Here is a 24,995-nt window from a genome sequence, read left to right as displayed (position 1 = left end):
TCCTAGTCAGCGGGCTAGGATTTTTTGGAGGGAAATATGAACACTCAAGATATTCACGAAAAATTTTTCCGAGATGGAAAGTTGCTTGTCATTCCGAAGAAATTAAAAAGTAAGCAGGTCTTGTTTGCCTACTTGCAGGAGGAATTGGCTAAGAAGGGATCGACATTTACAGAAAAAGATGTCAATGCCTTTCTAGCTGAGATCTATGATGATTATGCTATTTTAAGACGTTACTTGGTAGATTATGGCTACCTATCGCGTGACCAGTATGGTTTGGAATACAGAATAGAAGAACAGAACTGATGTCATCGAGTAGAGAAAGGATGGTAATCTGATTTTATCAAATCCTAGTTTTCAGACTAGGATTTTTTGCAATTTTTTTATAGAATTTATAGAAATTTCTTGTACAAAATAGTATAATATATATAATTAAAGGCTAGTTTATCAATAGTAGGTATCAACTCAAGGAGATTTTTCCTTGCTGGTCTTAGACCCGAAGGCTAAACGAAAGGGGTAATCTATGCTAAATAGTGATATTCGTGCGAAAGCAAGAGATATTAGAAGAACAACAGATGGGATGATTTTCTTGTTTATGCCCCCCATTTTGATTTCTTTCCTCTCTACTCTGGTTACATCTTACTTGAAGCTTGCTTATGGTTGGGCTGGTATCCCTATTTTTAACAAAACGGTTGAGGAATTTGGAAGTGTTCGTAGCTTTCAAATCCACCTATCTCCACCAAGCATATTTTTTAATCTGGCTATAGAATGCCTGATAATCACCGCTTGTTTTCAGCTCATACGACTTGTTCGAAAAGAAGGTTGCCGTCTGACTTTCATGGATTGTTTTAACCGACTGGATGAGAAGAATATCTTCCCGCTGGTTTTAACGGTTGTCATTCGAAGAGCCTTGCTCTTTGTGTGCAGTCTACTGATTTTGATTGGAACCAGCTTGATTACTTGGGCGCTGTTAGATGAGGGAGCTTTAGGAGCTATCTATTTTGGACTACTACCAGACATCGGTGCCTTATTTCATTCTAGTAGTATGCAATTAGGGCTAGCCTTGCTCATCATAGGTGGCTTAGTGACCAGTTTTATTGGCTATAGTTTTAGTCTGGTCGAATTTCTACTCTATGACCATCTGGAAATTGGGACCTATTCCTCACCTTTGGTCTTATTCAGACAGAGTTGGCAATTGATGAAAGGAAATAGATGGCGTTTGTTGTTGCTAGACCTATCTTTCCTGGGCTGGTTTATCGGTATTTTCATGACTTTGGGATTGCTAGCTTTCCATGTTTATCCATATTATTGGACCTGTAGGGTCTTGTTTTATGAGGACTTGAAGGCAAAAAATCCTCTTGTCTTTAAAAGTCTTTTCTCAGAAAGCAATCGTTTTATGTCATCGTCGGTAGTTTAGCTTTTACTTTAGTAGAGTGAGTAGTTGAGTTAACAAGTAGAGAGTTGAAAGGAGGGATGATGATGTGGATGAAGGAGAAGATGGCAGAAGCTACCCTAATCCGTGAGGAAACCCAGGGCATGACGGTCGCCTTTTCGCCTGTAGTGGTATTGTCTATTTGTCATCTTGTCGGGGGCTTACTTGCTGCTCTGCGAGGCTTTCTTCTGCTTAGACAGGATAGCAGTCTGGTTGTAGAACGCTTGGTAGCCCATCTCTCTCTGGCCCTGGTCACTAGCTCGATATTGAATGCTATCATTCACATTCTCTTTGGTCTAGCAAGCTTTCAGCTAATAGACTTTTTCAAAGGGCAAGTAGACAAGCTCAGTTTAAAGGGTAGCCTGTCCCTTTCTAGAAAAGAGTGGACAAAACCAGTTTTAATCACCCTGATTTTTCATTACTCGATTGATTTTCTAGCGGGGTTACCGCTGGGCATAGGTATTGGCCATCTCATCGCCGGCGTGGTTTTACATAGTTTGATGATTTTATCACCTGGGGCAATGGCAGAGCTGGCACTTTATCATCCAAGTCAACTCTTACAGACAGGGTTCATTCTTCTGGTCCTTGGAAGTCTAATCAATTTCTTTATCCATTATCGATTCTCCCAGACCGTATTTGTTTTATATGACCAACTAGCAGAGGACCGCTACCATCAGCCTAGAGCTGTTTTTCAAGAAAGTCAGCTATTGATGAAGGGAGCTTATTGGAAAGCTTTCTGTTTGGACTTGGCATTTTTTGTCTGGTTTATCAGTGAATGTCTGACCCTCAATATTTTATCATTTTACGTCAGACCTTATTATCAAATCAGCAGAGCTATTTTTTATCAGGATTTAAAAGAAAGACTGTCAGCTAGTGAATAGCCGACAGTCTTTCTTCATTATTGAGCTGTATTTTTATTTTTAAAGTAGAGGTCGTAAACCAACCAGGCGATGACAAGACCTTGGACGATGAGGCTGATAACGGATCCTTCCACACCGAAAGCACCGCCTGACAACCAGTCTGGGCCAGAGGTTTCTACTGCAATAAAGGCTTGACCAGCCTGGTTACCGCTCACTGGAAAGGCGAAGACATTTCCTTGGAAACAATTCCATGCAGCATGGATACCACCAATCACCCAGAGATTGCCTGTTTTCAACATGACCAGACAGGCCAGAATGGCAAAGAGGGTCAGGTCTAGGATAGGAATGAGGGAAATGGCATTATTTCCCAAGTGGAGAAAGGTGAAGAAGAGGGAAGAAATAAGGATACCGACAGGGATATTGTGCTTGGTAGCTAGGGAAGAAAACATCCAGCCCCGAGTGAGTAATTCTTCGGTCGTTCCCTGAACGGACCAGGCCAAGACCAGAATGAGAAATTCTCCCAGAAAGGCGGGCGAAACATGGAAGCTAGTAAACTGCACGACACCAAAGGCCCACATGAGCAAGACACAGGCAGTCAACATAGCGGCTCCAAGTCCCCAACCCAGTAGGAAGTCTTTTAGGGCTCCTTTTTTTATCATCCCAAGCCCAAGCCAAGGACTTTTTTCAACAAATCTTGCCCAGAGGATAACAGCGAGGCTGATAAAGGCAAAGGAAAATAATTCCAAACTTAGTGATACAAATGGGTCATAGATGTAGTTGAAAAATAAGGTCATTATGACTATATAGCCGATAATTTCCGCTAGAATCATCAAGATAATGCCCACGATAGGCGATAGGATAAAATTGAGGTTAAAGCGTGATTTGGCTTTTTCTGAAATGAATGCTGTTTTCATATTTTTCTCCTAGTTTGTGTTTAGTACTAGTCTATCATATTTTACTATGGAAAACTAGACAGAATTTTGATAAGCGTGATATAATGATACAAAAGTATAGAAGGAGATACATCATGCATTTACAGGATTGGCTTTCAGATTTTCAATTTGGAGAACACCAATTGGTAGGTCCATTTTTTTATGCGACCCCTGTGGCGCTCCGATTTGAGATTGGTCCTGCGGATGAGGCTGAGCAGCTACCTAGAAAAGTGTATCTGGATAGGGCTTATGCGCGTGCGGTAGAGCTTTTGGGGCGGGCTAGCTCAGCATACGACTATGTGGTTCTTTCACTGCTTCGACTGGAAGATAGGGACATCGACACTTACCTTTGGCATTTTACATCGAAATTTAACTTTGACAAGTGTCCTGAGCCTGACTTGATTGAAGTGGAGGACTGGACGGGAGAAGTGCTGGTCTATGAACGCTATCTTTTTCCGGTCGCTGACCAAGATTTGGAAGCTCTGTTGAAGGAGATTATCAAGGCCGACCATGGTGGCTTTAACTACCTTTCTGCTTCTCTTATCTTTCTATCTAGTCAGGAAAAGGTTCTGTATCATTGCTATGACGATAGGGGAGTGGATGTTGCGGTGGTGGATGAGGGCAAGCGTCGCCAGCTTTTTACAGACTGCCATGACCTGCTTTTTGACTATGATATGGAGGAGATGGTGAGGAGGATGGAGAGATAGAAATCCTTGTCTAAAGATGGTATACTACATCTGGAATCAATATTTGAAGGAGATTTTATGGAAATTGATAACCGACTGGTTCTCTTAGGAGATCAGTTAAAAGAACATTTAGGAAAAGGCAGTAAAGTTAAGATGGCTGCAGCAACCTTTTCCATGTTTGCTTATCAGTCTTTAAAAGAAGAGCTCGAGCAAATTGAAGAGCTGCAATTTATTTTTACAAGTCCAACCTTCACGACCAACGAAGTCGCCAAAGAATACCGCGAATATACTATACCCAAGAAACAGCGAGAATCATCTATATTTGGAGCTGAGTACGAGCTCAAATTGATGAACGAGCTGACCCAAAAATCGCTTGCCAGAGAATGTGCCGACTGGGTGCGTCGAAAGGCTCAGTTTAAGTCAATCAATGTCCATGAAGAAATTGACAACGGCATTCAGATTGACAACGGTCAAATCATCGCAGTAGACAAGCTGAAAAACTTTGACCGTAAGGAACTGGGTTATGAAAATTCACTTTTTAAGTCCAGTCGCAATCTCTACACAGAGCCACAAAGTTTGACCTATCTACGAAACTTTGAAGACTACTGGGAAAATGATGAATATTTCCGTGATGTGACCGAGGAAGTTTTAGAAAATCTGACCCTGGCCCATAAGGAACATTCGCCAGAGTTTCTCTACTATGTCATGCTTTATAATATCTTTAGTGAATTTTTAGAAGATGTCAATCAAGACCAACTGCCAAATGAACATGTTCAGTATAAGGAAACCAAGATTTGGAATCTCTTATATGATTTTCAAAAGGATGCGGTCAAGTCGCTGATTTCAAAATTAGAACGATACAACGGCTGTATCTTGGCGGATTCGGTCGGTCTAGGAAAAACCTTTACAGCTCTTGCTGTCATGACCTACTATGCCTATCGAGGCAAAAGGATTTTGGTTCTTTGTCCCAAAAAGTTGGAGCACAACTGGAATATGTACCGTCACGACTATGTCAACAATCCCATTTACGACCGCTATCTCCAGTATGATGTCCTCTACCATACAGACCTCAGCCGTGACAAGGGAACATCAAATGGCATTGATTTGGCACTAAATCGTTGGGATACCTACGATTTGGTGGTCATTGATGAATCACACAATTTTAGAAACGGTGGATCATCTGATGCCGATATTGAAGAAGGTCGTGAAAATCGCTATTCCCGCTTGATGAATCGGATTATCAAAAGCGGTGTACCGACAAAAGTCCTCATGCTGTCTGCAACTCCTGTCAATAACCGCTTTAATGATTTGAAAAATCAAATTGCCCTAGCCTATGAAGGTGATGCGGCACAATTTGATGCCAAATTAGATACCAAATCCTCCATCAATGATATCTTCCGTATGGCACAGGCTGCTTATAATCAATGGGCAGAGCTACCAGCAGAATCACGGACGACAGCAGCTTTACTAGATAGACTTGATTTTGATTTCTTCAAAGTCCTTGATAGCGTGACCATTGCACGAAGCCGTAAGCATATCCGACAATTTTATGATAGAAATGCGATTGGTGATTTTCCAGAACGACTGGCCCCTAAAAACTTCTATCCAGACTTGACGGTCAATCGAAGAGATATTACTTATGAACGGATTTATGCTCTGTTAGACCAACTTCAATTAACAATCTATCAGCCAAGTCTTTTCATTCATCCCTCAAAACGTTCCCGCTATGAAAAAGCGGAAGGGCAAGGTTTGACCCAGCTTGGACGGGAAACGGGTATTAAGAAACTGATGATGATCAACCTCTTGAAACGTTTGGAAAGTTCTATTGAGGCCTTTCGTTACACTCTGATTGATGTGGTCAAGGCCTATGTAGATAAGACGATTCAGAGTATTGAGGAGTTTGAAGTAGCTGGTGGAGAAGGTAAGGTTCAGTTGCAAGAGTTGGCTGAAGATGATTTCGATGTCGAAGATAGCAATACCGATTTCTTTGTTGGAAAGAAATTCCCTATAAAGCTAGCTGATATGGACTATTTATCCTGGAAGAGGGATTTACAAGCTGACCAAATAGTGTTGAGAGAATTAGAAGACCTGGTCAATTTAATCACCCCACAGGAAGATCAGAAATTACAGACCTTGTTTAACTTGATTGATGACAAATTGGCACAGCCAATCAATCCAGATAACAAGAAAGTGATTATCTTCTCCGCCTTTGCGACGACAACAGACTATCTTTATAAAAATATTAGCCAATATCTCTTGGATAAGTATGGACTTCATACAGCCCAGATTTCAGGGACAAAAGGTTTTTCGACCACTTTGCCACTCAAAAATAAGGATTTGAACACCCTTCTGACCTATTTTTCACCGAGATCCAAGCAGAAGGACTTGCTTTATCCTGATGATCATCGAGAAATTGATGTCTTGATTGCGACAGATGTTATCTCAGAAGGTCAAAACCTGCAAGACGCTGATACAATGATTAACTATGACATTCACTGGAATCCTGTCCGTATTGTCCAGCGCTTTGGTCGGGTAGATCGTATCGGTAGTCAGAACAAATACATCCAGCTGGTCAATTTTTGGCCCAACATCGCTTTGGATACTTATATCGATCTCAAGGCGCGTGTGGAATCCAGAATGAAAATCTCAGTTCTGACTTCAACGGCTGATGACAATGTCTTGACCAACGAGGAAATCGAGGACAATAATTATCGGAAGAAACAGCTCGAACGCCTCCAGACAGAGGTCGTTGATTTGGAAGATATGAATGAGGGGATTTCCATTATGGATCTAGGTTTGGAAGACTACCGTATGGACCTGCTCAGCTATTTAGCCAAACACCCAGAGTTAGAAGCTATACCTAAAGGTCTTCAAGCAGTGGTGCAGGCAGGGCAAGGTCAACCAGCTGGAGCCATCTTCCTCTTGAAGAATATTGCCCACCAGACCCATCTCAGTAAGAAAAATCGTCTTCATCCCTACTATCTGGTCTATATCAGTGACCAGGGAGAAACGGTCTACTCCATTGCAGATACCAAGGCATTGCTGGAGCACCTACGCATGATTACCAAGGGCAAAAATCAGCCTGAGAAAGATTTGGTGGCAACCTACAATCGTGCCACTGATGATGGTGCCAAAATGGAGCATTACTCCGACCTCTTGCAAAGAAGTCTTGAAAATCTCGTGGAGAGCGATGAGGAGACCTTCAATGAGTCCCTCTTCACGTCAGATACCATTGACTTTATGGATAGCGGAGTGGACGGAAGTGATGATTTTGAACTAATGGCCTTCTTTGCCGTTTTGAAAGGAGAAGACTAAGATGCCATTTTTACCATCGACTCAGATTCCAAGACCCAAAGTCCTCTACAAGCCTTATCAAAAAGGCAACAAGGACTTTCTAGATAATTTTGGCTTGTCTACAGCTGATAAGCAGCTCCTACGGCAACAAATCGGCCAGATTACCGCTACCCATCAACTAGATTCCAAGACCCTCCCCATTCCAGCGGGCAAGACCATTCAGCAAATCATCGTCCTTCGGATTGACCTCTTGAGTCAGCAACTAGACCCGCACTTACTAGCAGAGCTGGACACTTATCTGGGATTTTACACCCTCTTTCATCTGGTATTTCCAGACGGGACTAGCCAGTATTTGATTCATTTTAAGGAAAAGCTGGCGCAATCGAGAGAGGGACGAAATTTTAAGATTGTTCGTCACTTTCAAACAGACAAACCTCTGGCATTGACCTACCAAGAAAGGGACTTGGACCAGTTTTATGAAAACTTGGTCAAACAAGCGGGGGAAGAAGAACTGGTCGGAGGCGGAGCTTCTATCAAAGACCAGATTGAGCAGACGGAACGCTTAGCAGCAATGGAAAAGCAAGCAGCCCAGCTCAAGAAAAAGATGTTTGCCGAAAAAGCCATGCGCAAACAAATGGAGCTTCGAAAGGCCTACAAGGCCCTAGAAGAAGAAATCCAACAGTTGAGAACCAGCATTCACAGTTCAGCACCTTCATCTAAGGCTAGTTTTTAAGCTATTCATCGTTCGTTTTTTTCAACATACAGCCAGTATTTCTTCAAAAAACTGCCTGGATTAGCTAAAAACTATTACTTATATGAAAGCACTTCACAAGTGAATACAGGTTCAAAAAAATCCACAGTAAATTCTGTGGACGATATGGTATAATAGAACAGTAGAAAAGTTCCAAAAGCGGGGCGGAAATCTATTTTGGGAGGTGGCAACTTCATTTTTGATGGAAAGTAAAACTTTCTCATCAAAAAACGCCAAAATCTAGTCATTTTGGCTAAAAGTTGCACTAATTCGATTTTTGAAAAGTATTGTTTCAAAAATCTCATGTCGATGCCAAAGACAATCAGCATCTCAATTGATTTTACTCTAACTAATGTCTGTCGCAGAGGCCCTTGGGCTGATGTTTCAGTTTGGCACGTTACTAATCGTGCTACTGACATTTATTTTTAACAATCGTAAAAAATAAAAGACAGCCAACCGCTACGAAACTTTGACCGAGTGAACTAGCAGGTTGACTGTAATCTTCATTCGTCCCGTCTTTAAAATGCTCAGACAGTCTGGGAGACTGTTTGAGGTCGTTTCTCGAAAACGGAAGGAAACGATACTGGGATTGAGTTGGCGCTCAATCCCTTTTTCACCCTTATTATATCACAAACTAAAATCGTTTGACAATTTTTTATCTACATCATCAAAAAAGGCTTGACAGCCTAAGAAAAGGAGATTACCATGAGCACAGCACAGCACAGCACAGCACAGCAAAAGCTTGGAGACTACACTCAAGTTGAAAAGCTAGACCTAACTTCAAAAGATATTTTATCAGACAACATTACAAAAATTGGTCAGCTTTTTCCTGAGGTTCTAACAGAAAGTAGCGATGAAAATGGCAGGTTGCGTCCAGCCATTGACTTTGACAAGCTACGCCAATTCCTTTCAAGAGAGATTGTTGAGGGGCGGGAGTCTTATGAGTTTACCTGGGTCGGCAAACGCGGAGCGATTGCGGAGGCAGGTAAACCGACGACCCAGACCCTCCGCCCAGATCTTGAGGAAAGTGTTGACTTTGACAAGTCTGAAAATGTCTTTATTACAGGGGACAACTTGGAAGTCCTCAAGGTCTTGCAGGAGTCTTATCTGGGCAAGATTGATATGATTTACATTGATCCACCTTACAATACAGGCAAGGATTTTGTCTACTCAGATAAATTCCAGATGAGCGAGGAAGAACTGGCAGATGAAATGGACCTACGAGATGAGAATGGTTTGCAACGGGTGGGCTTGACCAAGAATGAAAAATCCTCCGCCCGCTATCACTCTGACTGGCTCAATATGATGTACCCTCGCCTAGTCCTTGCCCGAAACCTTCTCAAAGACAGTGGCGTTATCTTTATCTCCATTGACGACAACGAACAAGCCAACCTCAAAGCCATCTGTGATGAGATATTTGGGGAAGGAAACTTTTTAGCGAATATTGTTTGGGAAAAAGTTCATACTCGTAAAAATTCATCAAAATATTTTTCAACTAGCCATGAACATATTATTGCAATTGCCAAAAATAAGGAAAATTGGGATAGAGTATTACTGCCACGTGAAGGTGAAAGTGCTTATAAAAACCCTGATAATCATCCTAAAGGGCCATGGAAATTAGATCCTATTACTGCGCATAATGAATACAATGCAGATTATACGATTACAAAGCCAAATGGTGTGATCTTATCTAAGCCACAAGGGAGCTATTGGAGATTTAGTGAAGAAACTATAAAGGCGAAGATAGCAAATGATGAGATTTATTGGGGAGAAGGTGATAGCTATCCAATGATAAAACGTTTTTTGTCAGATACACAGGATGGCTTGGTTCCTATTACAATTTTTAGTAGACAGTTTGCAGGGGATACCTCGATGTCAAAGAGGCAATTAGATGATTTGATGGGAAGTAGAGGAATTTTTGATTACTCTAAGCCGACACTTCTGCTTAAACGTCTTCTACAAATATCAACAAGAAGCCATTCAACAGTCCTCGACTTCTTCGCCGGCTCCGCCACCACGGCTGATGCGGTTATGCAGTTGAATGCTGAAGACGGTGGCAACCGTAAGTACATTCTTTGTACGTTGGATGAACAAGTGGCAGACAAGTCAGCTGCCAAGGAGGCTGGCTATCAAACCATTGACCAGATTTCTCGTGAGCGGATTCGTCGGGCTGCTAAAAAGATTCAGGAAGAACATCCTGAAACCGTCGGCAAGCAAGACTTTGGTTTTAGAGCTTATAAGCTAGACAGTTCAAACTTCAAGGATGTCAGCCAAACACCAGACAGCTTTAGCCAAGAAAGTCTTTTTGATAGTGTTTCAAACATCAAAGATGGTCGGACAGACCTTGACCTCCTCTTCCAGATTATGCTGACCTGGGGGATGGAATTATCTCTACCAATCGCGAAAACTCAGATTGATGGGATAGATGCCTATAATGTAGCAGACGGTGCCTTGATTGCCTGCTTTGCAGATGAGATTTCAGAAAACGTCCTCCGCCAAATTGCTAAAGTAGAACCTCTCCGTGCAGTCTTCAAGGACGAATCTTTCGCCAACTCCGCAGCCAAAATCAACCTTGGTCAAATCTTCAAAGAAGAAGCCCCAAATACCAAAGTGAAGGTGGTGTAGGGTGATGTGGTCGAATGAAAAAAGCTTTATCCAGTTGATTGATGTAATAAAGCACTCCGAAACATTAAAAGTTGCTTTTTTTGATTTATTTTATAATAAATTTTTCTCGGATGGCTATGTCTCTATTTCTAATAGTCTGAATACAGGAAAAACTAGTTTTGTTAATAGTGAGAATGTGGATCCCAATTTAAAGATTATTTTAAAAAAGTCTAAAAAAGAGCTAGAAAAAATTGAAGGTGATAGATTTTCTCAATTATTGGAAAAATTTATTGATAGACAGGATAAATTAAACAATGAAAGTCAATTAGCATTAAGTACTCTATTCAGTTTAGTTTTAGGGGACTCTTACCTTGAATTTTTACGTCAATTGATGGTAAGTTTACGGACTGAATTTGGTCAATTATTTTCGATGAATAATAGTGAAAATGAGGAGAGTCCAAGAAAATGGAGTTTTGAAGATTTAGAAGTTGGAATACAAAATGGGTACCTAATAAAAGGTAATGTTCAATTGAATTTTATTAATAATTTCGGTGACTTTATTGCTGCATTAAATAAAATGAAGCCTAGTGAAGATTCATCAAATAATTTTTATAATAACAATGGCAGAGGGACTGGAAAAACTTTTTCTGGTAAAAAATTGTTTTACAGGGGACATTCAAATATTAATTATTTATTAAAATCTGGTGTAGAGCGAAATATTAATCTACATAAAAATGAACATCATCTATATGAACAAACGATTTTGAGAAATCCTGATTATTTCAAGGATGATAAATACCATATTGATAAATTAAAAACAATGCAACATTATGGAGTTCCAACTAGACTTTTAGACATTACTTCCAATCCTTTAATTGCATTATATTTTTCAGTTTGTGATTCAAATAATGTGGACGGCGAAGTCATTGTATTTGATGTTAATGAAAGTGATATCAAATATACAGAAAGCGATTCAATTTCTATCTTAGCAAGTATGGCACTTTTGGATTATCCAACAAAAACTTATTTATATTTTGGTAGTTTTAATAATAAACAATTTTCCAAATCTTCAGCAGTTAACAAACTTGTAAGTAAAATTAGATTAGAAAAGCCGAGTTTTCAAAATTCAGTTGTTCCGAGTTTTTTTGAAGAAAATTATTTTGTATTAGTTAAAAAAGATAACAGACGGATTCAAAAGCAAGATGGAGCCTTTATATGCTGTTCTTGTAATCCTTATACAGCTAAAAGTTTAAATCAATATAGGTTTAGTATACATAATAAAAGGCAGATACTTATAATTTCACAACATGCAAAGGAAGATATACTGAGTCAGCTTGAATTATTTGATATCCATCGTGGTTCCATATATCCAGAGATAGATAAGGTATCTGAATATTTAGTGAAAAAATATAGCTAACAATATGAATTGAAATAGAAAGGAATGTTCAGGTTTAACTGAACACGGGCTAGGGACTTGGACAAAAAGATCATTTTTACTTGGAGTAAACTCCAATTTAAAAATGCCTATTTTGTCTGTGTCCCTTAGACGCCCTTAGTATCTTAATTATGAAACTTCAATTTAAGCAGCAGCAATTTCAGTTAGATGCGGTGTCCTCTGTTGTGGATGTTTTTGCGGGTCAGGGCAAGCACAGCGGTTTTGACTACCACATGGACAAGGGTCAGGGAATGGATGCGGAACTGGATATGAATTTTATCGGTTTCCGCAATGCTCCCATCCAGCTTTCGCAAGATACTATCAGCCAGCAGGTACGAACTCAGCAGCTCCGCTATGGACTTAAACCTTCAGAAAACCTATCCATCCAAAAAGTGGATGGTCGTCCGTCCTACAATTTGACCATTGAGATGGAGACAGGGACAGGGAAGACCTATACCTATATCCGCACCCTGATGGAGCTCAACAAGCAGTATGGCTGGCTCAAGTTTATCATTGTGGTGCCAAGTATCGCCATTCGGGAGGGGGTGCTCAAGTCCTTTGAAATCATGGCAGACCATTTCCAGATGGAGTATGGCAAGAAGCCACGCTACTTTGTCTATGACTCTAGCCGTTTGGGAGAGCTGGACAAGTTTGCCAACTCCTCGGACATTCAGGTCATGATCATCAACTCCCAGGCCTTTAATGCCACTGGAGCAGATGCCCGTCGCATTCACACCGAGCAGGAAAGTTTCCGCTGGAGAAAGCCCATCGATGTTATCGCAGCAACCAATCCCATTTTGATCATTGATGAGCCTCAGTCGGTTGAGGGGAAAAAGACTAAAGAACGCTTGGAGGACTTCAAGCCCCTATTTACCCTCCGCTATTCAGCGACCCATAAGGACAAGCACGATATGATTTATCGTCTGGATGCCTTGGACGCCTATAATAAAAAGTTGGTCAAGAAGATTGCCGTTAAGACTGTGGAGCAGACTTCTACCACAGGTACACAAGGCTACCTTTATCTGCAAGAACTAGTTCCGCAAAAATCAGGAGCACCCAAGGCTCGGATCGAGTTTGAAGTGCGAACCAAGTCAGGTGATGTCAAGCGGGTGACCAAGTTGGTTGAAGAACCGTTTGCCCTTTTTGAAGAGTCAGGTAATCTCCCGGCATATCAAGGCGGTTGGACCTTGAGTCATTTTGATGCGCGTGAGGGCGAAAATTCCATTCAAATCGGTGCCAATCGCAAACTCCATGTTGGAGAAGTGATTGGGGAAACCAACGAAGATGACATCCGTCGTATCCAGATTCGGGAAACCATTGCCAGTCACCTGCAAAAAGAAGAAGGCTTATATAAACGAGGTATCAAGGTGCTTTCCCTTTTCTTCATTGATGAGGTAGCTAAGTACAAGTGCTACGATGAGCAAAATGATGCCTACAATGGCACCTATGCCCAGATGTTTGAAGAAGAGTATGAAGCCCAGGTCAAGGCCTTGTTGGCAGATCCCAACCTCCATGGCAGCAACTTTTGGCACTATCTCAACAAGCACCAAGAAGGCAATTCCGTTCACGCAGGTTATTTCTCCGTTGATAAGGTGAAAAAATCGGATAAGGTCAAGTTTGTGGATTACAAATCGGCAACTGAGAAGAGAAATAATCAATCTAACGACAAGGATGCCTTTGATTTGATTATGAAGGACAAGGAGCGTCTGCTGTCCTTTGATGAGCCAGTACGCTTTATCTTCTCCCACTCAGCCCTCAAAGAAGGCTGGGACAATCCTAATGTCTTCCAGATTTGTACTCTGAAAAATACGGGTACGGAGACAGAAAAACGGCAAAAGATCGGTCGTGGGATGCGTCTTGCTGTTGACCAAAAAGGTGTCCGTCAGGATGAGGAACTCTTAGGAGCTGATGTTCATAACATTAACAAATTGACCGTCATTGCCAATGAAAGCTATGAGGATTTTGCAAAGAACTTGCAAAGAGAACTCAAGGAAATCTTGGCTGATCGACCAAGTAAGGTGGAAGTGGATCTCTTTGTCAACAAGGTCTTGGAAAATGAAGCTGGTCAAAAACTGACTGTCACCCAGGAAGTGGCTAAAGAGATTGAACACCAGTTGATTAAGCAAGATTATATTGACAGCAAGGGAAATCTGACCACCACTTACTTTGAGCAAAAAGAAACAAGTCAGTTTGTTCTATCTGAAAATCTGGCTGGCTATGAAGTGGCGGTAAAAGACATTTTGGAATCTATTTACGATGCCAATCGTTACCAGATTGAGCGTGAAAATGATTCGGAAGTTGTCTTTGCTAGAGAAATCAATCATGATAATTACAATCGTCAAGAGTTTAAACGTCTGTGGGAAAGCATTCATCACAAGTCCACCTATTATGTGGAGTTTGACGATGAGGAGTTGATTGAAAAATCGGTCAAGGTTATCAATGAGGCTCTCTTTGTCAAAAAGCCTAGCTATATGATTACAGAGGCTGAGGCTAGGGAAATGAAAGCTGAGCAAGGTTTGGATTTCAAGGTCAATAAAGACGGCAAGCGTCAGGCTGAATTGGACAAGTCTTCTATTCAACTCCGCTATGATTTGTTGGGTGAAATCGCCAGTCGCACGGAGCTGAAACGGAGAACAGTTGCCATTATCCTGAAACAAATCTCACCTAGCAAGTTTGACATGTTCAGCTATAACCCTGAGGCATTTATCCAACGAACAAGCCGCCTGATCAATGAACAAAAGGCCAGTCAGGTGATTGAGCATATCCGCTACAATATCTTGGAAGAAACCTTTGACACTTCTGTTTTTACGGATAACCCAGAAAGCGGAAAATTGTCGGACAAACGGATACTGGAATCGCAAAAAGGCGTGTATAATTATGTAAAGGTTGATTCGGATACGGAGCGGAAGTTCAAAGAAGAGTTGGATCAATTTGAAGATGTTATGGTCTACACTAAATTACCTAGCAATTTTAAGATTTCCACCCCTCTGGGTGCTTACAACCCTGACTGGGCAATTGCCTTTCGAGATGGTTCGGTCAAGCATGTTTATTTTGTAGCCGAAACCAAGGGTTCCATGTCTAGTTTGCAACTGAAAGGGGCAGAGCTTGCAAAAATTGAGTGTGCCAAGGCCCACTTCAAAGCCTTGAAAGAAAAAGGTTTGATAGGAGACGACCACATGTACGATGTGGTGGATTCCTATGAAAAATTATTAGAAATCGTGAGGGGATAAGCAACCAAGCAATCCTTATCACAAGAGAAGGAGAAATATATGGGTGCATTTCTATTTTTTACATTTGCGATTTGTTATCTGGTAGGCATTATCGCCATAGCGATAGCTTTCACATTCTTTCGTAGGAAGTAGGAGGAAAGACAAATGGAAGAACTCTTTATGAAACTCTTTATTTGGTTTTTGATTTTGCTCTGGGCCTCACCAGTTATTATTGTTGCCTTGGCAGGTGGTTTTGTCATTTTAAGTCTATTGTTTGGCAGAAGGAAATAATGATATTTAAGCATTGCAAAAGAATGTAACCTATCGTAAAATGGTAGTATATTTCAGATATACAGGGAGGGGTTGCTATGCCTTACCGTAAATTAACATCAAGCGATCGGTCTTTTATCAAAGGGCAGACGGACCGCTTGCTGAATCAGATGAATAGCAATGCGGAATACTTAGCGACTGTCCAGACTTATGAGGCGGCCAAGGCCCGCATGAACCAAGCCTATCTGGCCATGGAACTGGAAGACGACCCAGAGAAAAAGGTACGACTGGCAAAATTGGTTGAAACCTATGCTGCCCAAGCCCAGGCTATATTGGACGAGTGGGAGGATAAGAACAGACATGCAGAGAAAGCGGTAAGAGATTTCAAGTTGATCTTGTGGCTGACCGTACTGTTCACCCTTAGCTTTGTTTTTCCAGTCAATATCATTCTAGCTATTCTTTTTGCCTTCTGGTTTTATCGGAATTACCTTCGTTCTAGTAAATCCGACCGAGTGACTAAGACCGCCGCTAATAGCCAGTCTTTGACAGAAGAGGAAAGGTATGAAGAATGGCTGACAGAAAAGATTGTCACTCTCAACAAGGACAAGCGCCAGTGGACCGAGGGAATAATCGCTAAATATGACAGCTTAGATGACATAGCAGCAGGTATCGGTGAAATGGATGAGATAGATAAAGTGGCTGGTAAGAACCTTCTACGACGCTACCAGGACATTTTAGCAGATATTGAAAAACTGCCAGCCTCTGACCAAAAAACCTATTATTTGGACTTTCATCAAGAAATAATAGCTGATTTGGAAGATGTATTTGCACAACTCCATTTTTGATAAGAAAAACCGGTAACAGTACAAGGCTGTTGCCGGTTTTGTTATTCGTCTATGGAAAAGACCAAGACCATGATTTGTATAAAAGTAAAGCCCAGGATGAAGGGCAAGGCAGCCCAAGAAACGACTTCAATCATTTCACTGATAACCAGGCTTGGTCTGGTAAAGATGTCCCATGAATTGAGCCGTGCATAGCGTCCGATGTGAATGGCAAAGCTGGAAAGAAGGGAGAGACCACCAATTAGAAACAGCCTGATCCAGTAGGACTTGATAGAAAAGGCAGAGAAAATCAGCCGCAGACTTTCCACGCCAGTCATGACCCCATAGAAAATACTTGGGACATAGAGCATGAAAAGGATCATGCTTTCACGCTGCCAAAGGACTGTGTTGGCAAAGTGCATGTGGACGATGTCCGTCACCATGTAAAAGGTGTTGGGGTAGAAAAAGAGCCAGAGGAGCCCAGCAATGATCTTTATGACCTTGGACTTACTGTGGTTTGTTAGGATAGCAAAATCAAGTGCTACCAAAGCCAAAAACATATTCCAAGTCAAGTCAGGTGCTGTGACATCATAACGCTTTAGACCGGCAGCGATGATGAGGAAAAAAATATGGATAAAAACATTTTTCTTAGTAAACATAGGAAACCTCTTTCTGTAGAATATAAACGCTAGTATATCACATTCTCATAGAAAATAGGTATTTGATATCGAACTGTCAGGACTTGTTTAAGGTTGGATTAAAAAAAGAAACAGCTGACCTGTTTCTTTCAACTGAATTATTCATCAACTGCAAAGACCAAAACCATGATTTGCAGGAGGGTAAAGCCAAAGATAAAGGGGAAGGTATCCCAGGTAATTGCTGAAATCATGCTAGAAAAAACTGTCACAGGGCGGATAAAAATATCCCAGGAGCGAATGTTGGCATAGCGACCGATATAAATAGCATAACTAGCAAAGAGGGATAGACTACCAATAATCAGCAAACGCAGGCCATAGAATTTGACATTGTAGCTTTTGAAAATAGCTTCTAAACTTTCCACGCCAGCCATAATTCCAAAGAGAATAGCTGGGACATAGAGCATAAAGAGGAGCAAGCTGTTGCTTTCCCAGAGGGCTGTGCTGGTAAATTGGAGATTGACCAGTTCGGTCAAAATGTAGAAGGTATTAGGATAGAAGAAGAGCCAAAATGGTGTGATCAAGAGCTTGCTGGCAGTATGATTATTTTGGCGGACCAAAATAGCAAAGTCCAAGGCCAACAAGGCCCAGAGCATATTCCACATCAGGCCGGTATTTTGAACGTCATTTAAGAGCATTCCGACACAAATAATAACAAAAAATAGATGGATTAAGAGATTTTTAGGTGAAAACATAGACAACCCCATTCTTTTTCATAACTTCTTCTAGTATAACATATCTTAGAAGGATTGTGGATGGGAAGTCGCTTTGTTTTTGCACAAAAATATGATAAAATGGGGTGTTATCAAGAACAGGGTTTCATTTGCCCTGAGTTGAAAGGAAAAAACATGACAAAAACACCATTTTATATCACCACACCGATTTATTATCCGTCTGGCAAGCTTCACATCGGATCAGCCTACACAACTATTGCCTGCGATGTCTTGGCTCGCTACAAGCGTCTCATGGGTCACGAGGTCTTCTATCTGACTGGTCTTGATGAGCACGGGCAAAAGATTGAGGAGAAGGCAAAAGAGGCTGGTTTGACACCTCAAGCCTACGTTGACGGCATGGCGGTTGGCGTTAAAGAGCTCTGGAACTTGCTCGACATCTCTTACGACAAGTTCATCCGCACGACTGATGATTACCACGAGGAAGTGGTGGCGGCTGTTTTTGAAAAATTGCTGGCGCAGGACGACATTTACTTGGGAGAGTATTCTGGATGGTACTCTGTATCGGACGAGGAATTTTTCACCGAGAGCCAATTAGAAGAGGTCTTCCGAGATGAAAACGGCAAGGTAACAGGTGGTATCGCTCCGAGCGGTCACGAGGTTGCCTGGGTTTCAGAAGAATCCTACTTCCTCCGCCTCAGCAAGTATCAGGATAAATTGGTCGAGTTTTTCAAGGCCCACCCAGACTTTATCCAGCCAGACGGCCGCCTCAATGAAATCATGAAAAACTTCATCGAGCCAGGCTTGGAAGATTTGGCAGTATCCCGTACATCATTTACTTGGGGAGTACCTGTGCCGTCCAATCCAAAGCACGTTGTCTATGTTTGGATCGATGCCCTGCTCAACTATGCGACAGCCTTGGGTTATGGTCAGGAAGAAACAGCCAACTACGACACCTTCTGGAATGGAACAGTTTACCACATGGTTGGCAAGGATATTCTTCGTTTTCACTCCATTTACTGGCCAATCATGCTCATGATGTTGGACATGAAGTTGCCAGACCGCTTGGTCGCTCATGGCTGGTTTGTCATGAAAGACGGCAAGATGTCTAAGTCTAAGGGCAATGTGGTCTATCCAGAAATGTTGGTTGAGCGTTTCGGCTTGGATCCGCTCCGTTATTACCTCATGCGTAGTCTGCCAGTTGGCTCTGACGGCACCTTTACACCAGAAGATTATGTTGGTCGTATTAACTATGAACTGGCCAACGACCTTGGAAACTTGCTCAACCGTACCGTTGCCATGATTAACAAGTATTTCGGCGGTCAGGTACCAACCTTTGTTGCCAATGTGACAGATTTTGATGCGGATTTGGCGGCAGTAGTGGCTGACAACTTGGCAAGCTACCATAAGTATATGGAAGCCGTTGACTATCCACGCGCCTTGGAAGCTGTTTGGAATATCATCTCTCGTACCAACAAGTACATCGATGAAACTGCACCTTGGGTCTTGGCTAAGGACGAAGCGGACCGTGACAAGTTGGCAGCAGTCATGGCTCACTTGACAGCAGGTCTTCGGGTGGTGGCTCACCTCATTCAGCCATTCATGATGACCACTTCAAATGCCATTATGGAACAACTTGGTTTGGGAACAGGATTTGACCTTGAAAACCTTGACTTTGCAGGTCTTCCAGCTGGTTTGACAGTGGTTGCAAAAGGCATGCCTATCTTCCCACGTCTGGATATGGAAGAGGAAATCACCTATATCCAAGCTCAAATGGGTGGTAGCTCTGCTATTTCCCAAGAGGAAGAAAAAGAATGGAACCCAGCTGATGTGGAACTCAAAAATGAGAAGGCCGCGATCAAGTTCGAGGACTTCGACAAGGTAGAAATCCGTGTGGCCGAAGTCAAGGAAGTAGCCAAAGTGGAGGGGTCTGACAAGCTGCTCAAGTTCCGTCTGGACGCAGGTGATGGCCAAGACCGCCAAATCCTGTCTGGTATCGCCAAGTACTATCCAAATGAGCAGGAGTTGGTCGGTAAGAAAGTTCAAATCGTTGCCAACCTCAAGCCACGTAAGATGATGGGCTTGCTCAGCCAGGGCATGATCCTCTCAGCTGAACATGGTGACAATTTAACACTCTTAACAGTCGATCCATCTGTGCCAAACGGCAGTCAGATTGGGTAAGAAAATTTAAAAAGGAAGCTTCCGGCTGAGGAGGCTTCCTTTATTGTTTTAACCTCTGACACAGAGGCCTTTTTTATAGACTTGGTCTGTTAAATTGGTTGCGAAGAAGTAGAAGAGGAAGTCGATATTGGGTGCATCAAAAATGCTAATGTCTGCATCTTTTCCAGGGTGGAAACTACCAATATGGGTCTGTCTGTCTACGGAATAGGCAGCGTTGATGGTCACAGCATTCAAGATTTCAACTGGTGTTAAACGCATCATGAAGCTACCCAGTTGCATGACAAATTGGAGGTTGGCAGTTGGGCAACTGCCTGGATTGCTATCGGTTGACAGGGTAATTGCCATCCCCTTATCCAGCATTTTCCGAGCGGGTGCATAGGTATCTTCCATCAGGCTAAAGGTGGTAGCTGGAAGGAGGTTGCCAATCACCTTAGCATGACTTAGTTTGTCAATGCCTTGGTCAGTAATGACCATCAGGTGCTCGGCACTGACTGTGCCCAGTTCGGCAGCCAAATCAACCCCACCAATGCTTTTAATTTCATCAGCATGGATACGAAGTTTAAAGCCCATGTCCTTGGCTTTTGTGAGTAGGCTACGGGCTTCTTCAGCGGTGAAAACTCCTTGCTCGCAGAAGATGTCACAGAATTCTGCCAAGTTTTCTTCTTTAACTTGTGGCAACATGCTTTCAATGATGAGGTCCAAGTAGGCTTGGTTATTTCCTTTATATTCTTCTGGAATGGCATGGGCTGCCATAAAGGTAGAAATCAAATCAATAGGGTGGTCCTCATGAAGTTTTTGCACCACTTCTAACTGCCTTTTTTCAGTTTCCCAGTCCAGTCCGTAGCCACTTTTAGCCTCTACGGTAGTCACTCCATGGTCCAGCATATAGTCCAGTAGTTTATAGGATTTTTGATAGAGGGTATCAAAATCAGCCTTTCTTGTCGCTCGGACAGTGGATAGAATACCTCCACCATTTGCCAAAATATCCAGATAAGAAACGCCAGCTAGTTTCTGAGCAAATTCATGCTCTCGGCTTCCTCCATAGACCAGATGGGTATGGCAATCGATCAGTCCAGGGGTGGCCACCTTTCCTTGACATGAAAGAAGAATCGTTTCAGGACCAACTAAGTCTGCTTGAGGCTCTCCAGTCCCAGTTGCGAGAATTTTTCCATCCTTTATGGCTATGTAGCCGTCTTCTAAGATAGTGGCTGTAGCCATTTCCTTACCAGCTAGAGGATGACCGGGGTCATTGGGGCAAAATACCTGATTGAAATGGGTCAATATTTTGTCTGCGAACATAGTGCGTCCTCCCTTGTATGATGTTCTTAGTTCTAGGATAATACAAAACCGTCAAATTTTTGTCAAAAATAAATCTTTTTTCTCAAAAAATAAAAAGTCTTTGTTGACAATATATTAACAGACTTTGTATAGACGGATAAAAGGTAAACTAGGAATGTATAAAAAGTCCTTGCTTGGAAATGGGTCTATTTCTGAGGAAGGAAACAAGCACTAGATTCAAAAGGAGGATGACCTATGTCACATTTTGAAGAAAAAGATATTGCGGCAGCAATGACCATCAAGTTAGATGATGTCTTGCCTGAAAAGACAGTCTTTGAGGAAGGCATCAGACGAGCACCAGACCGGGGCTTTCGGTTAACACAGGCTCAGACAGAGATTGCCTTGAAAAATGCCCTGCGGTATATTCCAAAAAAATACCATGAGGAAGTCATTCCAGAATTTTTGGAAGAGTTAAAAACTCGCGGGCGGATTTATGGCTATCGCTGGCGTCCAAAAGAAAGAATTTATGGCAAGCCGATTGATGACTACAAGGGAAATTGTACGGCTGCTAAGGCCATGCAGGTCATGATGGATAATAACCTCAGTTTTGAAATTGCCTTGTATCCTTACGAGTTAGTCACTTATGGGGAAACAGGTTCGGTCTGTGCCAACTGGATGCAGTATTGTTTGATTAAAAAATACCTGGAGGTCATGACAGAAGAACAGACCTTGGTGGTCGAATCCGGTCATCCCTTAGGTCTATTTAAGTCCAAACCAGAGGCACCGCGTGTCATTATTACCAATGGTTTGTTGGTTGGTGAATACGACAACATGAAGGACTGGGAAATCGCTGAAGAAATGGGTGTGACCAATTACGGTCAGATGACAGCTGGTGGCTGGATGTACATTGGTCCTCAGGGAATTGTTCATGGTACCTTCAATACTCTTCTCAATGCTGGCCGCTTGAAATTGGGTGTGGCTGATGATGGGGATTTGACAGGTAAACTCTTTATCTCATCTGGTTTGGGTGGAATGAGTGGAGCTCAGGGCAAGGCTGCTGAAATTGCTAAGGCAGTTGCTATTGTAGCCGAGGTAGACCAGTCGCGGATTGAAACCCGCCATTCACAAGGTTGGATTAGTCAGTTGGCAGAAAGTCCAGAAGAAGCATTGACCTTGGCCTTGGCTGCGAAAGAGAAAGGCCAATCTACCTCAATCGCCTATCATGGAAATATTGTAGATTTGCTGGAATATGTGGTTGAAAAGAATATTCCAGTTGACCTTCTCTCTGACCAAACCTCTTGTCACAATGTCTATGATGGAGGCTACTGTCCAGTCGGTATTAGCTTTGAGGAGCGTACTCGTTTACTCGCAGAGGATAAGGAAAGCTTTATTGGTCTAGTGGATAAAACCCTGGAACGTCATTATCAAGCTATTAAGACCCTGACTGACCGAGGAACCTATTTCTTCGATTATGGCAATGCCTTTATGAAGTCAGTTTATGACTCAGGTATCAAGGAAATTTCTAAGAATGGTTTGGATGATAAAGATGGCTTCATCTGGCCTTCTTATGTGGAAGATATCATGGGACCTATGCTCTTTGACTATGGTTACGGTCCATTCCGTTGGGTTTGCTTGAGTGGCAAGCATGAGGACTTGATTACTACAGACAAGGCTGCTATGGATGTGATTGATCCAACTCGTCGTTACCAAGATCGTGATAATTACAACTGGATCCGCGACGCAGAGAAAAATCAGCTGGTCGTAGGAACTCAGGCACGGATTTTGTACCAAGATTGCATGGGTCGTGTCAATATTGCGCTGAAGTTCAATGAGCTCATTCGTCAAGGAAAAATTGGTCCTGTCATGCTGGGTCGTGACCATCACGATGTATCGGGTACTGATTCTCCATTCCGTGAAACATCCAACATCAAGGATGGTTCAAATGTAACCTGCGATATGGCTGTTCAGTGCTACGCTGGTAATGCGGCGCGTGGCATGAGTCTTGTGGCCCTCCATAATGGTGGCGGTACTGGTATTGGTAAGTCTATCAATGGTGGTTTTGGTCTGGTATTGGATGGAAGCGAGCGCGTGGATGAGATTATCAAATCAGCTATCGCTTGGGATACCATGGGTGGTGTAGCGCGTCGGAACTGGGCTCGTAATGACCATGCGATTGAAACGGCTATTGAGTACAACCAAATGCGTCAAGGTACAGACCATATCACCATTCCTTATTTGGCAGATGAGGACTTAATTCAGTCTTCTGTTGCTAAATTGTTTGAAAAGTAAGTAAATCGGCTAAACAATCATAATAAGAAAGAGGTTTTCAAATGGCAAAACTTGTAGAATGTATTCCAAATTTTTCAGAGGGACGTAACCAGGAAATCATCGATGGCTTGGTAGCGACTGCTAAGAGTGTTCCAGGTGTGACCTTGCTGGATTATTCTTCAGACCAAAGTCATAACCGCAGTGTGTTTACTTTGGTGGGAGATGAAGAAAGTATTCAGGAAGGAGCTTTTCAACTGGTCAAATATGCTAGTGAAAAGATTGATATGACCAAGCACACAGGTGAACACCCAAGGATGGGAGCGACAGATGTACTTCCATTCGTCCCTGTAAAAGACATCAGCATGGAAGAATGTGTTCAACTGGCTAAGAAAGTCGCTGAGCGTATCAATAAAGAATTGGCTATTCCAGTCTTCCTCTATGAAGAAGCAGCAAGCAGACCAGAACGACAAAATCTGGCTAAGGTCCGCAAGGGTCAGTTTGAAGGCATGCCTGAAAAATTATTGGAAGAAGACTGGGCGCCTGATTTCGGTGAAAGGAAGATTCATCCAACAGCAGGTGTCACAGCAGTCGGCGCTCGGATGCCTCTAGTTGCCTATAATGTCAATTTGGATACAGACAATCTAGAAATTGCTAACAAGATTGCCAAAATCATCCGTGGTTCAGGTGGTGGCTACAAGTATTGTAAGGCTATCGGTGTCATGTTGGAAGGAAGAAATATTGCCCAGGTTTCAATGAATATGGTGAACTTGGAAAAATGCTCACTTTATCGTACCTTTGAAACCATTCGTTTTGAGGCTAAGAGATATGGTGTGTCGATTATTGGTTCTGAAATCGTTGGATTGGCACCTGCAAAAGCCTTGGTTGATGTGGCAGAATACTACTTGCAATTGGAAGAGTTTGATTACAACAAGCAGGTACTAGAAAATCATTTGTTGGGATAGGAGTATGACCGATGGCATTAGTTGATTTAACTCTTACAGAATTTGCTCAATTACTGGGTTCAGATGCCCCAGCACCAGGCGGAGGCTCAGCAGCAGCTCTCTCGGCTGTCAATGGTATTTCATTGACAAAAATGGTGTGCGAGTTGACTCTTGGGAAGAAAAAGTATGCTGACTATCAGGCTGCTATTGAAGACATTCATAACGTAGCTGGTGACTTGCAAGAGCGTTTATTGCGGGCAATAGACGAAGACACAGAGGCATTTAATCAAGTTTCAGCTGTCTTTGATATGCCTAAGGAAACAGAGGAAGATAAAGAAGCGCGCAGGCAGGCTATGCAGGCAGCCTTGAAGGCAGCAACGCTCTCTCCGTTTGGCATGATGGAGATTATTTTGCAGGCACTTCAGGTAACAGCAGAGGCAGTCGGCAAGTCCAATACCAATGCTGCCAGTGATTTGGGGGTGGCAGCCCTCTCGCTCAAGGCAGGTTTGCAGGGGGCCTGGCTCAATGTTCTCATCAACTTATCAGGTATAAAAGATGAGGACTTTGTCAGTCACTATCGCCAACAAGGCCAGACTATTTTGGAAGCTGGTTCTAGCCTAGCAGACCAGGTATATGAAGACATTCTCCGCATCGTTTAAAGGAGGTAGCT

The 24,995-nt window shown here is 42.4% G+C and carries 20 protein-coding genes; 16 read left to right on the top strand and 4 right to left on the bottom strand.

What is annotated here, in order from left to right:
* Nucleotides 1-36: 36 nt before the first annotated feature.
* The 3 genes from C1G53_RS05980 (at nt 37) to C1G53_RS05970 (ending at nt 2,310) form a co-directional block, all read left to right on the top strand.
* The gene (locus C1G53_RS05980) at nt 37-303 is read left to right on the top strand and encodes a DUF2087 domain-containing protein (protein ID WP_105118056.1); all 267 of its coding nucleotides are present in this window, start codon (nt 37-39) and stop codon (nt 301-303) included.
* Nucleotides 304-520: 217 nt separating this feature from the next.
* Complete coding sequence (locus C1G53_RS05975; RefSeq protein WP_105118055.1) at nt 521-1,414, top strand: DUF975 family protein; 894 nt, start codon at nt 521-523, stop codon at nt 1,412-1,414.
* 56 nt (nt 1,415-1,470) lie between these two features.
* Nucleotides 1,471-2,310 (top strand): DUF975 family protein, encoded by an 840-nt coding sequence (locus C1G53_RS05970; protein ID WP_105118054.1) that lies wholly within the window; start codon nt 1,471-1,473, stop codon nt 2,308-2,310.
* A 17-nt stretch (nt 2,311-2,327) separates the two neighbouring features.
* On the opposite strand, the gene C1G53_RS05965 is transcribed toward C1G53_RS05970, so the two are convergent.
* On the bottom strand, nt 2,328-3,203 hold the full coding sequence (locus tag C1G53_RS05965) for a CPBP family intramembrane glutamic endopeptidase (RefSeq protein WP_105118053.1): 876 nt from the start codon (nt 3,201-3,203) through the stop codon (nt 2,328-2,330).
* A gap of 113 nt (nt 3,204-3,316) precedes the next feature.
* Here C1G53_RS05965 and C1G53_RS05960 point away from each other — a divergent pair, with 113 nt between their 5' ends.
* From C1G53_RS05960 to C1G53_RS05920, 9 genes are all read left to right on the top strand, one after another.
* On the top strand, nt 3,317-3,928 hold the full coding sequence (locus C1G53_RS05960) for a DUF3885 domain-containing protein (RefSeq protein ID WP_105118052.1): 612 nt from the start codon (nt 3,317-3,319) through the stop codon (nt 3,926-3,928).
* A gap of 57 nt (nt 3,929-3,985) precedes the next feature.
* Nucleotides 3,986-7,222 (top strand): helicase-related protein, encoded by a 3,237-nt coding sequence (locus C1G53_RS05955; protein WP_105118051.1) that lies wholly within the window; start codon nt 3,986-3,988, stop codon nt 7,220-7,222.
* A 1-nt stretch (nt 7,223) separates the two neighbouring features.
* Complete coding sequence (locus C1G53_RS05950; RefSeq protein WP_105118050.1) at nt 7,224-7,934, top strand: DUF4391 domain-containing protein; 711 nt, start codon at nt 7,224-7,226, stop codon at nt 7,932-7,934.
* A 370-nt stretch (nt 7,935-8,304) separates the two neighbouring features.
* Nucleotides 8,305-8,397: a putative holin-like toxin gene (locus C1G53_RS13670; RefSeq protein ID WP_221622108.1), complete on the top strand. Its 93-nt coding sequence runs from the start codon at nt 8,305-8,307 to the stop codon at nt 8,395-8,397.
* Between the two features lie 260 nt (nt 8,398-8,657).
* Complete coding sequence (locus tag C1G53_RS05935; RefSeq protein ID WP_105118048.1) at nt 8,658-10,577, top strand: site-specific DNA-methyltransferase; 1,920 nt, start codon at nt 8,658-8,660, stop codon at nt 10,575-10,577.
* A gap of 4 nt (nt 10,578-10,581) precedes the next feature.
* Nucleotides 10,582-11,973 (top strand): FRG domain-containing protein, encoded by a 1,392-nt coding sequence (locus C1G53_RS05930; RefSeq protein ID WP_105118047.1) that lies wholly within the window; start codon nt 10,582-10,584, stop codon nt 11,971-11,973.
* Nucleotides 11,974-12,122: 149 nt separating this feature from the next.
* The gene (locus C1G53_RS05925; RefSeq protein WP_105118046.1) at nt 12,123-15,221 is read left to right on the top strand and encodes a type III restriction-modification system endonuclease; all 3,099 of its coding nucleotides are present in this window, start codon (nt 12,123-12,125) and stop codon (nt 15,219-15,221) included.
* 144 nt (nt 15,222-15,365) lie between these two features.
* Nucleotides 15,366-15,491 carry a hypothetical protein gene (locus C1G53_RS13535; protein ID WP_269087989.1) on the top strand — a complete coding sequence of 42 codons (126 nt, stop codon included), beginning with the start codon at nt 15,366-15,368 and terminating at the stop codon, nt 15,489-15,491.
* Between the two features lie 77 nt (nt 15,492-15,568).
* Nucleotides 15,569-16,315 (top strand): hypothetical protein, encoded by a 747-nt coding sequence (locus tag C1G53_RS05920; RefSeq protein ID WP_105118045.1) that lies wholly within the window; start codon nt 15,569-15,571, stop codon nt 16,313-16,315.
* A gap of 41 nt (nt 16,316-16,356) precedes the next feature.
* Here the strand turns inward: C1G53_RS05920 and C1G53_RS05915 are convergent, their stop codons facing one another.
* Nucleotides 16,357-16,950, bottom strand: a complete 594-nt coding sequence (locus C1G53_RS05915) for a DUF1361 domain-containing protein (RefSeq protein ID WP_105118044.1) — start codon at nt 16,948-16,950, stop codon at nt 16,357-16,359.
* Between the two features lie 137 nt (nt 16,951-17,087).
* Entirely contained in the window at nt 17,088-17,681 is a 594-nt protein-coding gene (locus C1G53_RS05910; RefSeq protein WP_105118043.1) for a DUF1361 domain-containing protein, read from the bottom strand.
* 99 nt (nt 17,682-17,780) lie between these two features.
* Between C1G53_RS05910 and metG the strand changes: the two genes are divergently transcribed.
* On the top strand, nt 17,781-19,838 hold the full coding sequence (gene metG, locus C1G53_RS05905; RefSeq protein WP_105118126.1) for a methionine--tRNA ligase: 2,058 nt from the start codon (nt 17,781-17,783) through the stop codon (nt 19,836-19,838).
* A 48-nt stretch (nt 19,839-19,886) separates the two neighbouring features.
* Here the strand turns inward: metG and hutI are convergent, their stop codons facing one another.
* On the bottom strand, nt 19,887-21,137 hold the full coding sequence (hutI, locus tag C1G53_RS05900) for an imidazolonepropionase (protein WP_105118042.1): 1,251 nt from the start codon (nt 21,135-21,137) through the stop codon (nt 19,887-19,889).
* A gap of 234 nt (nt 21,138-21,371) precedes the next feature.
* Here hutI and C1G53_RS05895 point away from each other — a divergent pair, with 234 nt between their 5' ends.
* From C1G53_RS05895 to C1G53_RS05885, 3 genes are read left to right on the top strand one after another with little or no spacing between them, the layout of a single operon-like run.
* On the top strand, nt 21,372-23,405 hold the full coding sequence (locus tag C1G53_RS05895; protein ID WP_105118041.1) for a urocanate hydratase: 2,034 nt from the start codon (nt 21,372-21,374) through the stop codon (nt 23,403-23,405).
* 41 nt (nt 23,406-23,446) lie between these two features.
* The gene (gene ftcD / locus C1G53_RS05890; protein ID WP_105118040.1) at nt 23,447-24,346 is read left to right on the top strand and encodes a glutamate formimidoyltransferase; all 900 of its coding nucleotides are present in this window, start codon (nt 23,447-23,449) and stop codon (nt 24,344-24,346) included.
* Between the two features lie 11 nt (nt 24,347-24,357).
* A complete protein-coding gene (locus C1G53_RS05885; protein ID WP_105118039.1) occupies nt 24,358-24,984 on the top strand; it encodes a cyclodeaminase/cyclohydrolase family protein in 627 nt (208 codons plus the stop codon).
* Nucleotides 24,985-24,995 lie beyond the last annotated feature (11 nt).

Source organism: Streptococcus suis, assembly GCF_002960445.1.
Classification (GTDB): Bacteria; Bacillota; Bacilli; order Lactobacillales; family Streptococcaceae; genus Streptococcus; species Streptococcus hyiners.
Note: the sequence above shows the minus strand (reverse complement) of the source record. Positions and strands in the feature narration are given on the sequence as shown.

Bases quoted from the DNA above. Each gene is read 5' to 3' on its own strand.
- C1G53_RS05980 (WP_105118056.1), top strand. From the start codon at position 37: ATGAACACTCAAGATATTCACGAAAAATTTTTCCGAGATGGAAAGTTG.
- C1G53_RS05975 (WP_105118055.1), top strand. From the start codon at position 521: ATGCTAAATAGTGATATTCGTGCGAAAGCAAGAGATATTAGAAGAACA.
- C1G53_RS05970 (WP_105118054.1), top strand. From the start codon at position 1,471: ATGATGATGTGGATGAAGGAGAAGATGGCAGAAGCTACCCTAATCCGT.
- C1G53_RS05965 (WP_105118053.1), bottom strand. From the start codon at position 3,203: ATGAAAACAGCATTCATTTCAGAAAAAGCCAAATCACGCTTTAACCTC.
- C1G53_RS05960 (WP_105118052.1), top strand. From the start codon at position 3,317: ATGCATTTACAGGATTGGCTTTCAGATTTTCAATTTGGAGAACACCAA.
- C1G53_RS05955 (WP_105118051.1), top strand. From the start codon at position 3,986: ATGGAAATTGATAACCGACTGGTTCTCTTAGGAGATCAGTTAAAAGAA.
- C1G53_RS05950 (WP_105118050.1), top strand. From the start codon at position 7,224: ATGCCATTTTTACCATCGACTCAGATTCCAAGACCCAAAGTCCTCTAC.
- C1G53_RS13670 (WP_221622108.1), top strand. From the start codon at position 8,305: ATGTCTGTCGCAGAGGCCCTTGGGCTGATGTTTCAGTTTGGCACGTTA.
- C1G53_RS05935 (WP_105118048.1), top strand. From the start codon at position 8,658: ATGAGCACAGCACAGCACAGCACAGCACAGCAAAAGCTTGGAGACTAC.
- C1G53_RS05930 (WP_105118047.1), top strand. From the start codon at position 10,582: ATGTGGTCGAATGAAAAAAGCTTTATCCAGTTGATTGATGTAATAAAG.
- C1G53_RS05925 (WP_105118046.1), top strand. From the start codon at position 12,123: ATGAAACTTCAATTTAAGCAGCAGCAATTTCAGTTAGATGCGGTGTCC.
- C1G53_RS13535 (WP_269087989.1), top strand. From the start codon at position 15,366: ATGGAAGAACTCTTTATGAAACTCTTTATTTGGTTTTTGATTTTGCTC.
- C1G53_RS05920 (WP_105118045.1), top strand. From the start codon at position 15,569: ATGCCTTACCGTAAATTAACATCAAGCGATCGGTCTTTTATCAAAGGG.
- C1G53_RS05915 (WP_105118044.1), bottom strand. From the start codon at position 16,950: ATGTTTACTAAGAAAAATGTTTTTATCCATATTTTTTTCCTCATCATC.
- C1G53_RS05910 (WP_105118043.1), bottom strand. From the start codon at position 17,681: ATGTTTTCACCTAAAAATCTCTTAATCCATCTATTTTTTGTTATTATT.
- metG (WP_105118126.1), top strand. From the start codon at position 17,781: ATGGGGTGTTATCAAGAACAGGGTTTCATTTGCCCTGAGTTGAAAGGA.
- hutI (WP_105118042.1), bottom strand. From the start codon at position 21,137: ATGTTCGCAGACAAAATATTGACCCATTTCAATCAGGTATTTTGCCCC.
- C1G53_RS05895 (WP_105118041.1), top strand. From the start codon at position 21,372: ATGTCACATTTTGAAGAAAAAGATATTGCGGCAGCAATGACCATCAAG.
- ftcD (WP_105118040.1), top strand. From the start codon at position 23,447: ATGGCAAAACTTGTAGAATGTATTCCAAATTTTTCAGAGGGACGTAAC.
- C1G53_RS05885 (WP_105118039.1), top strand. From the start codon at position 24,358: ATGGCATTAGTTGATTTAACTCTTACAGAATTTGCTCAATTACTGGGT.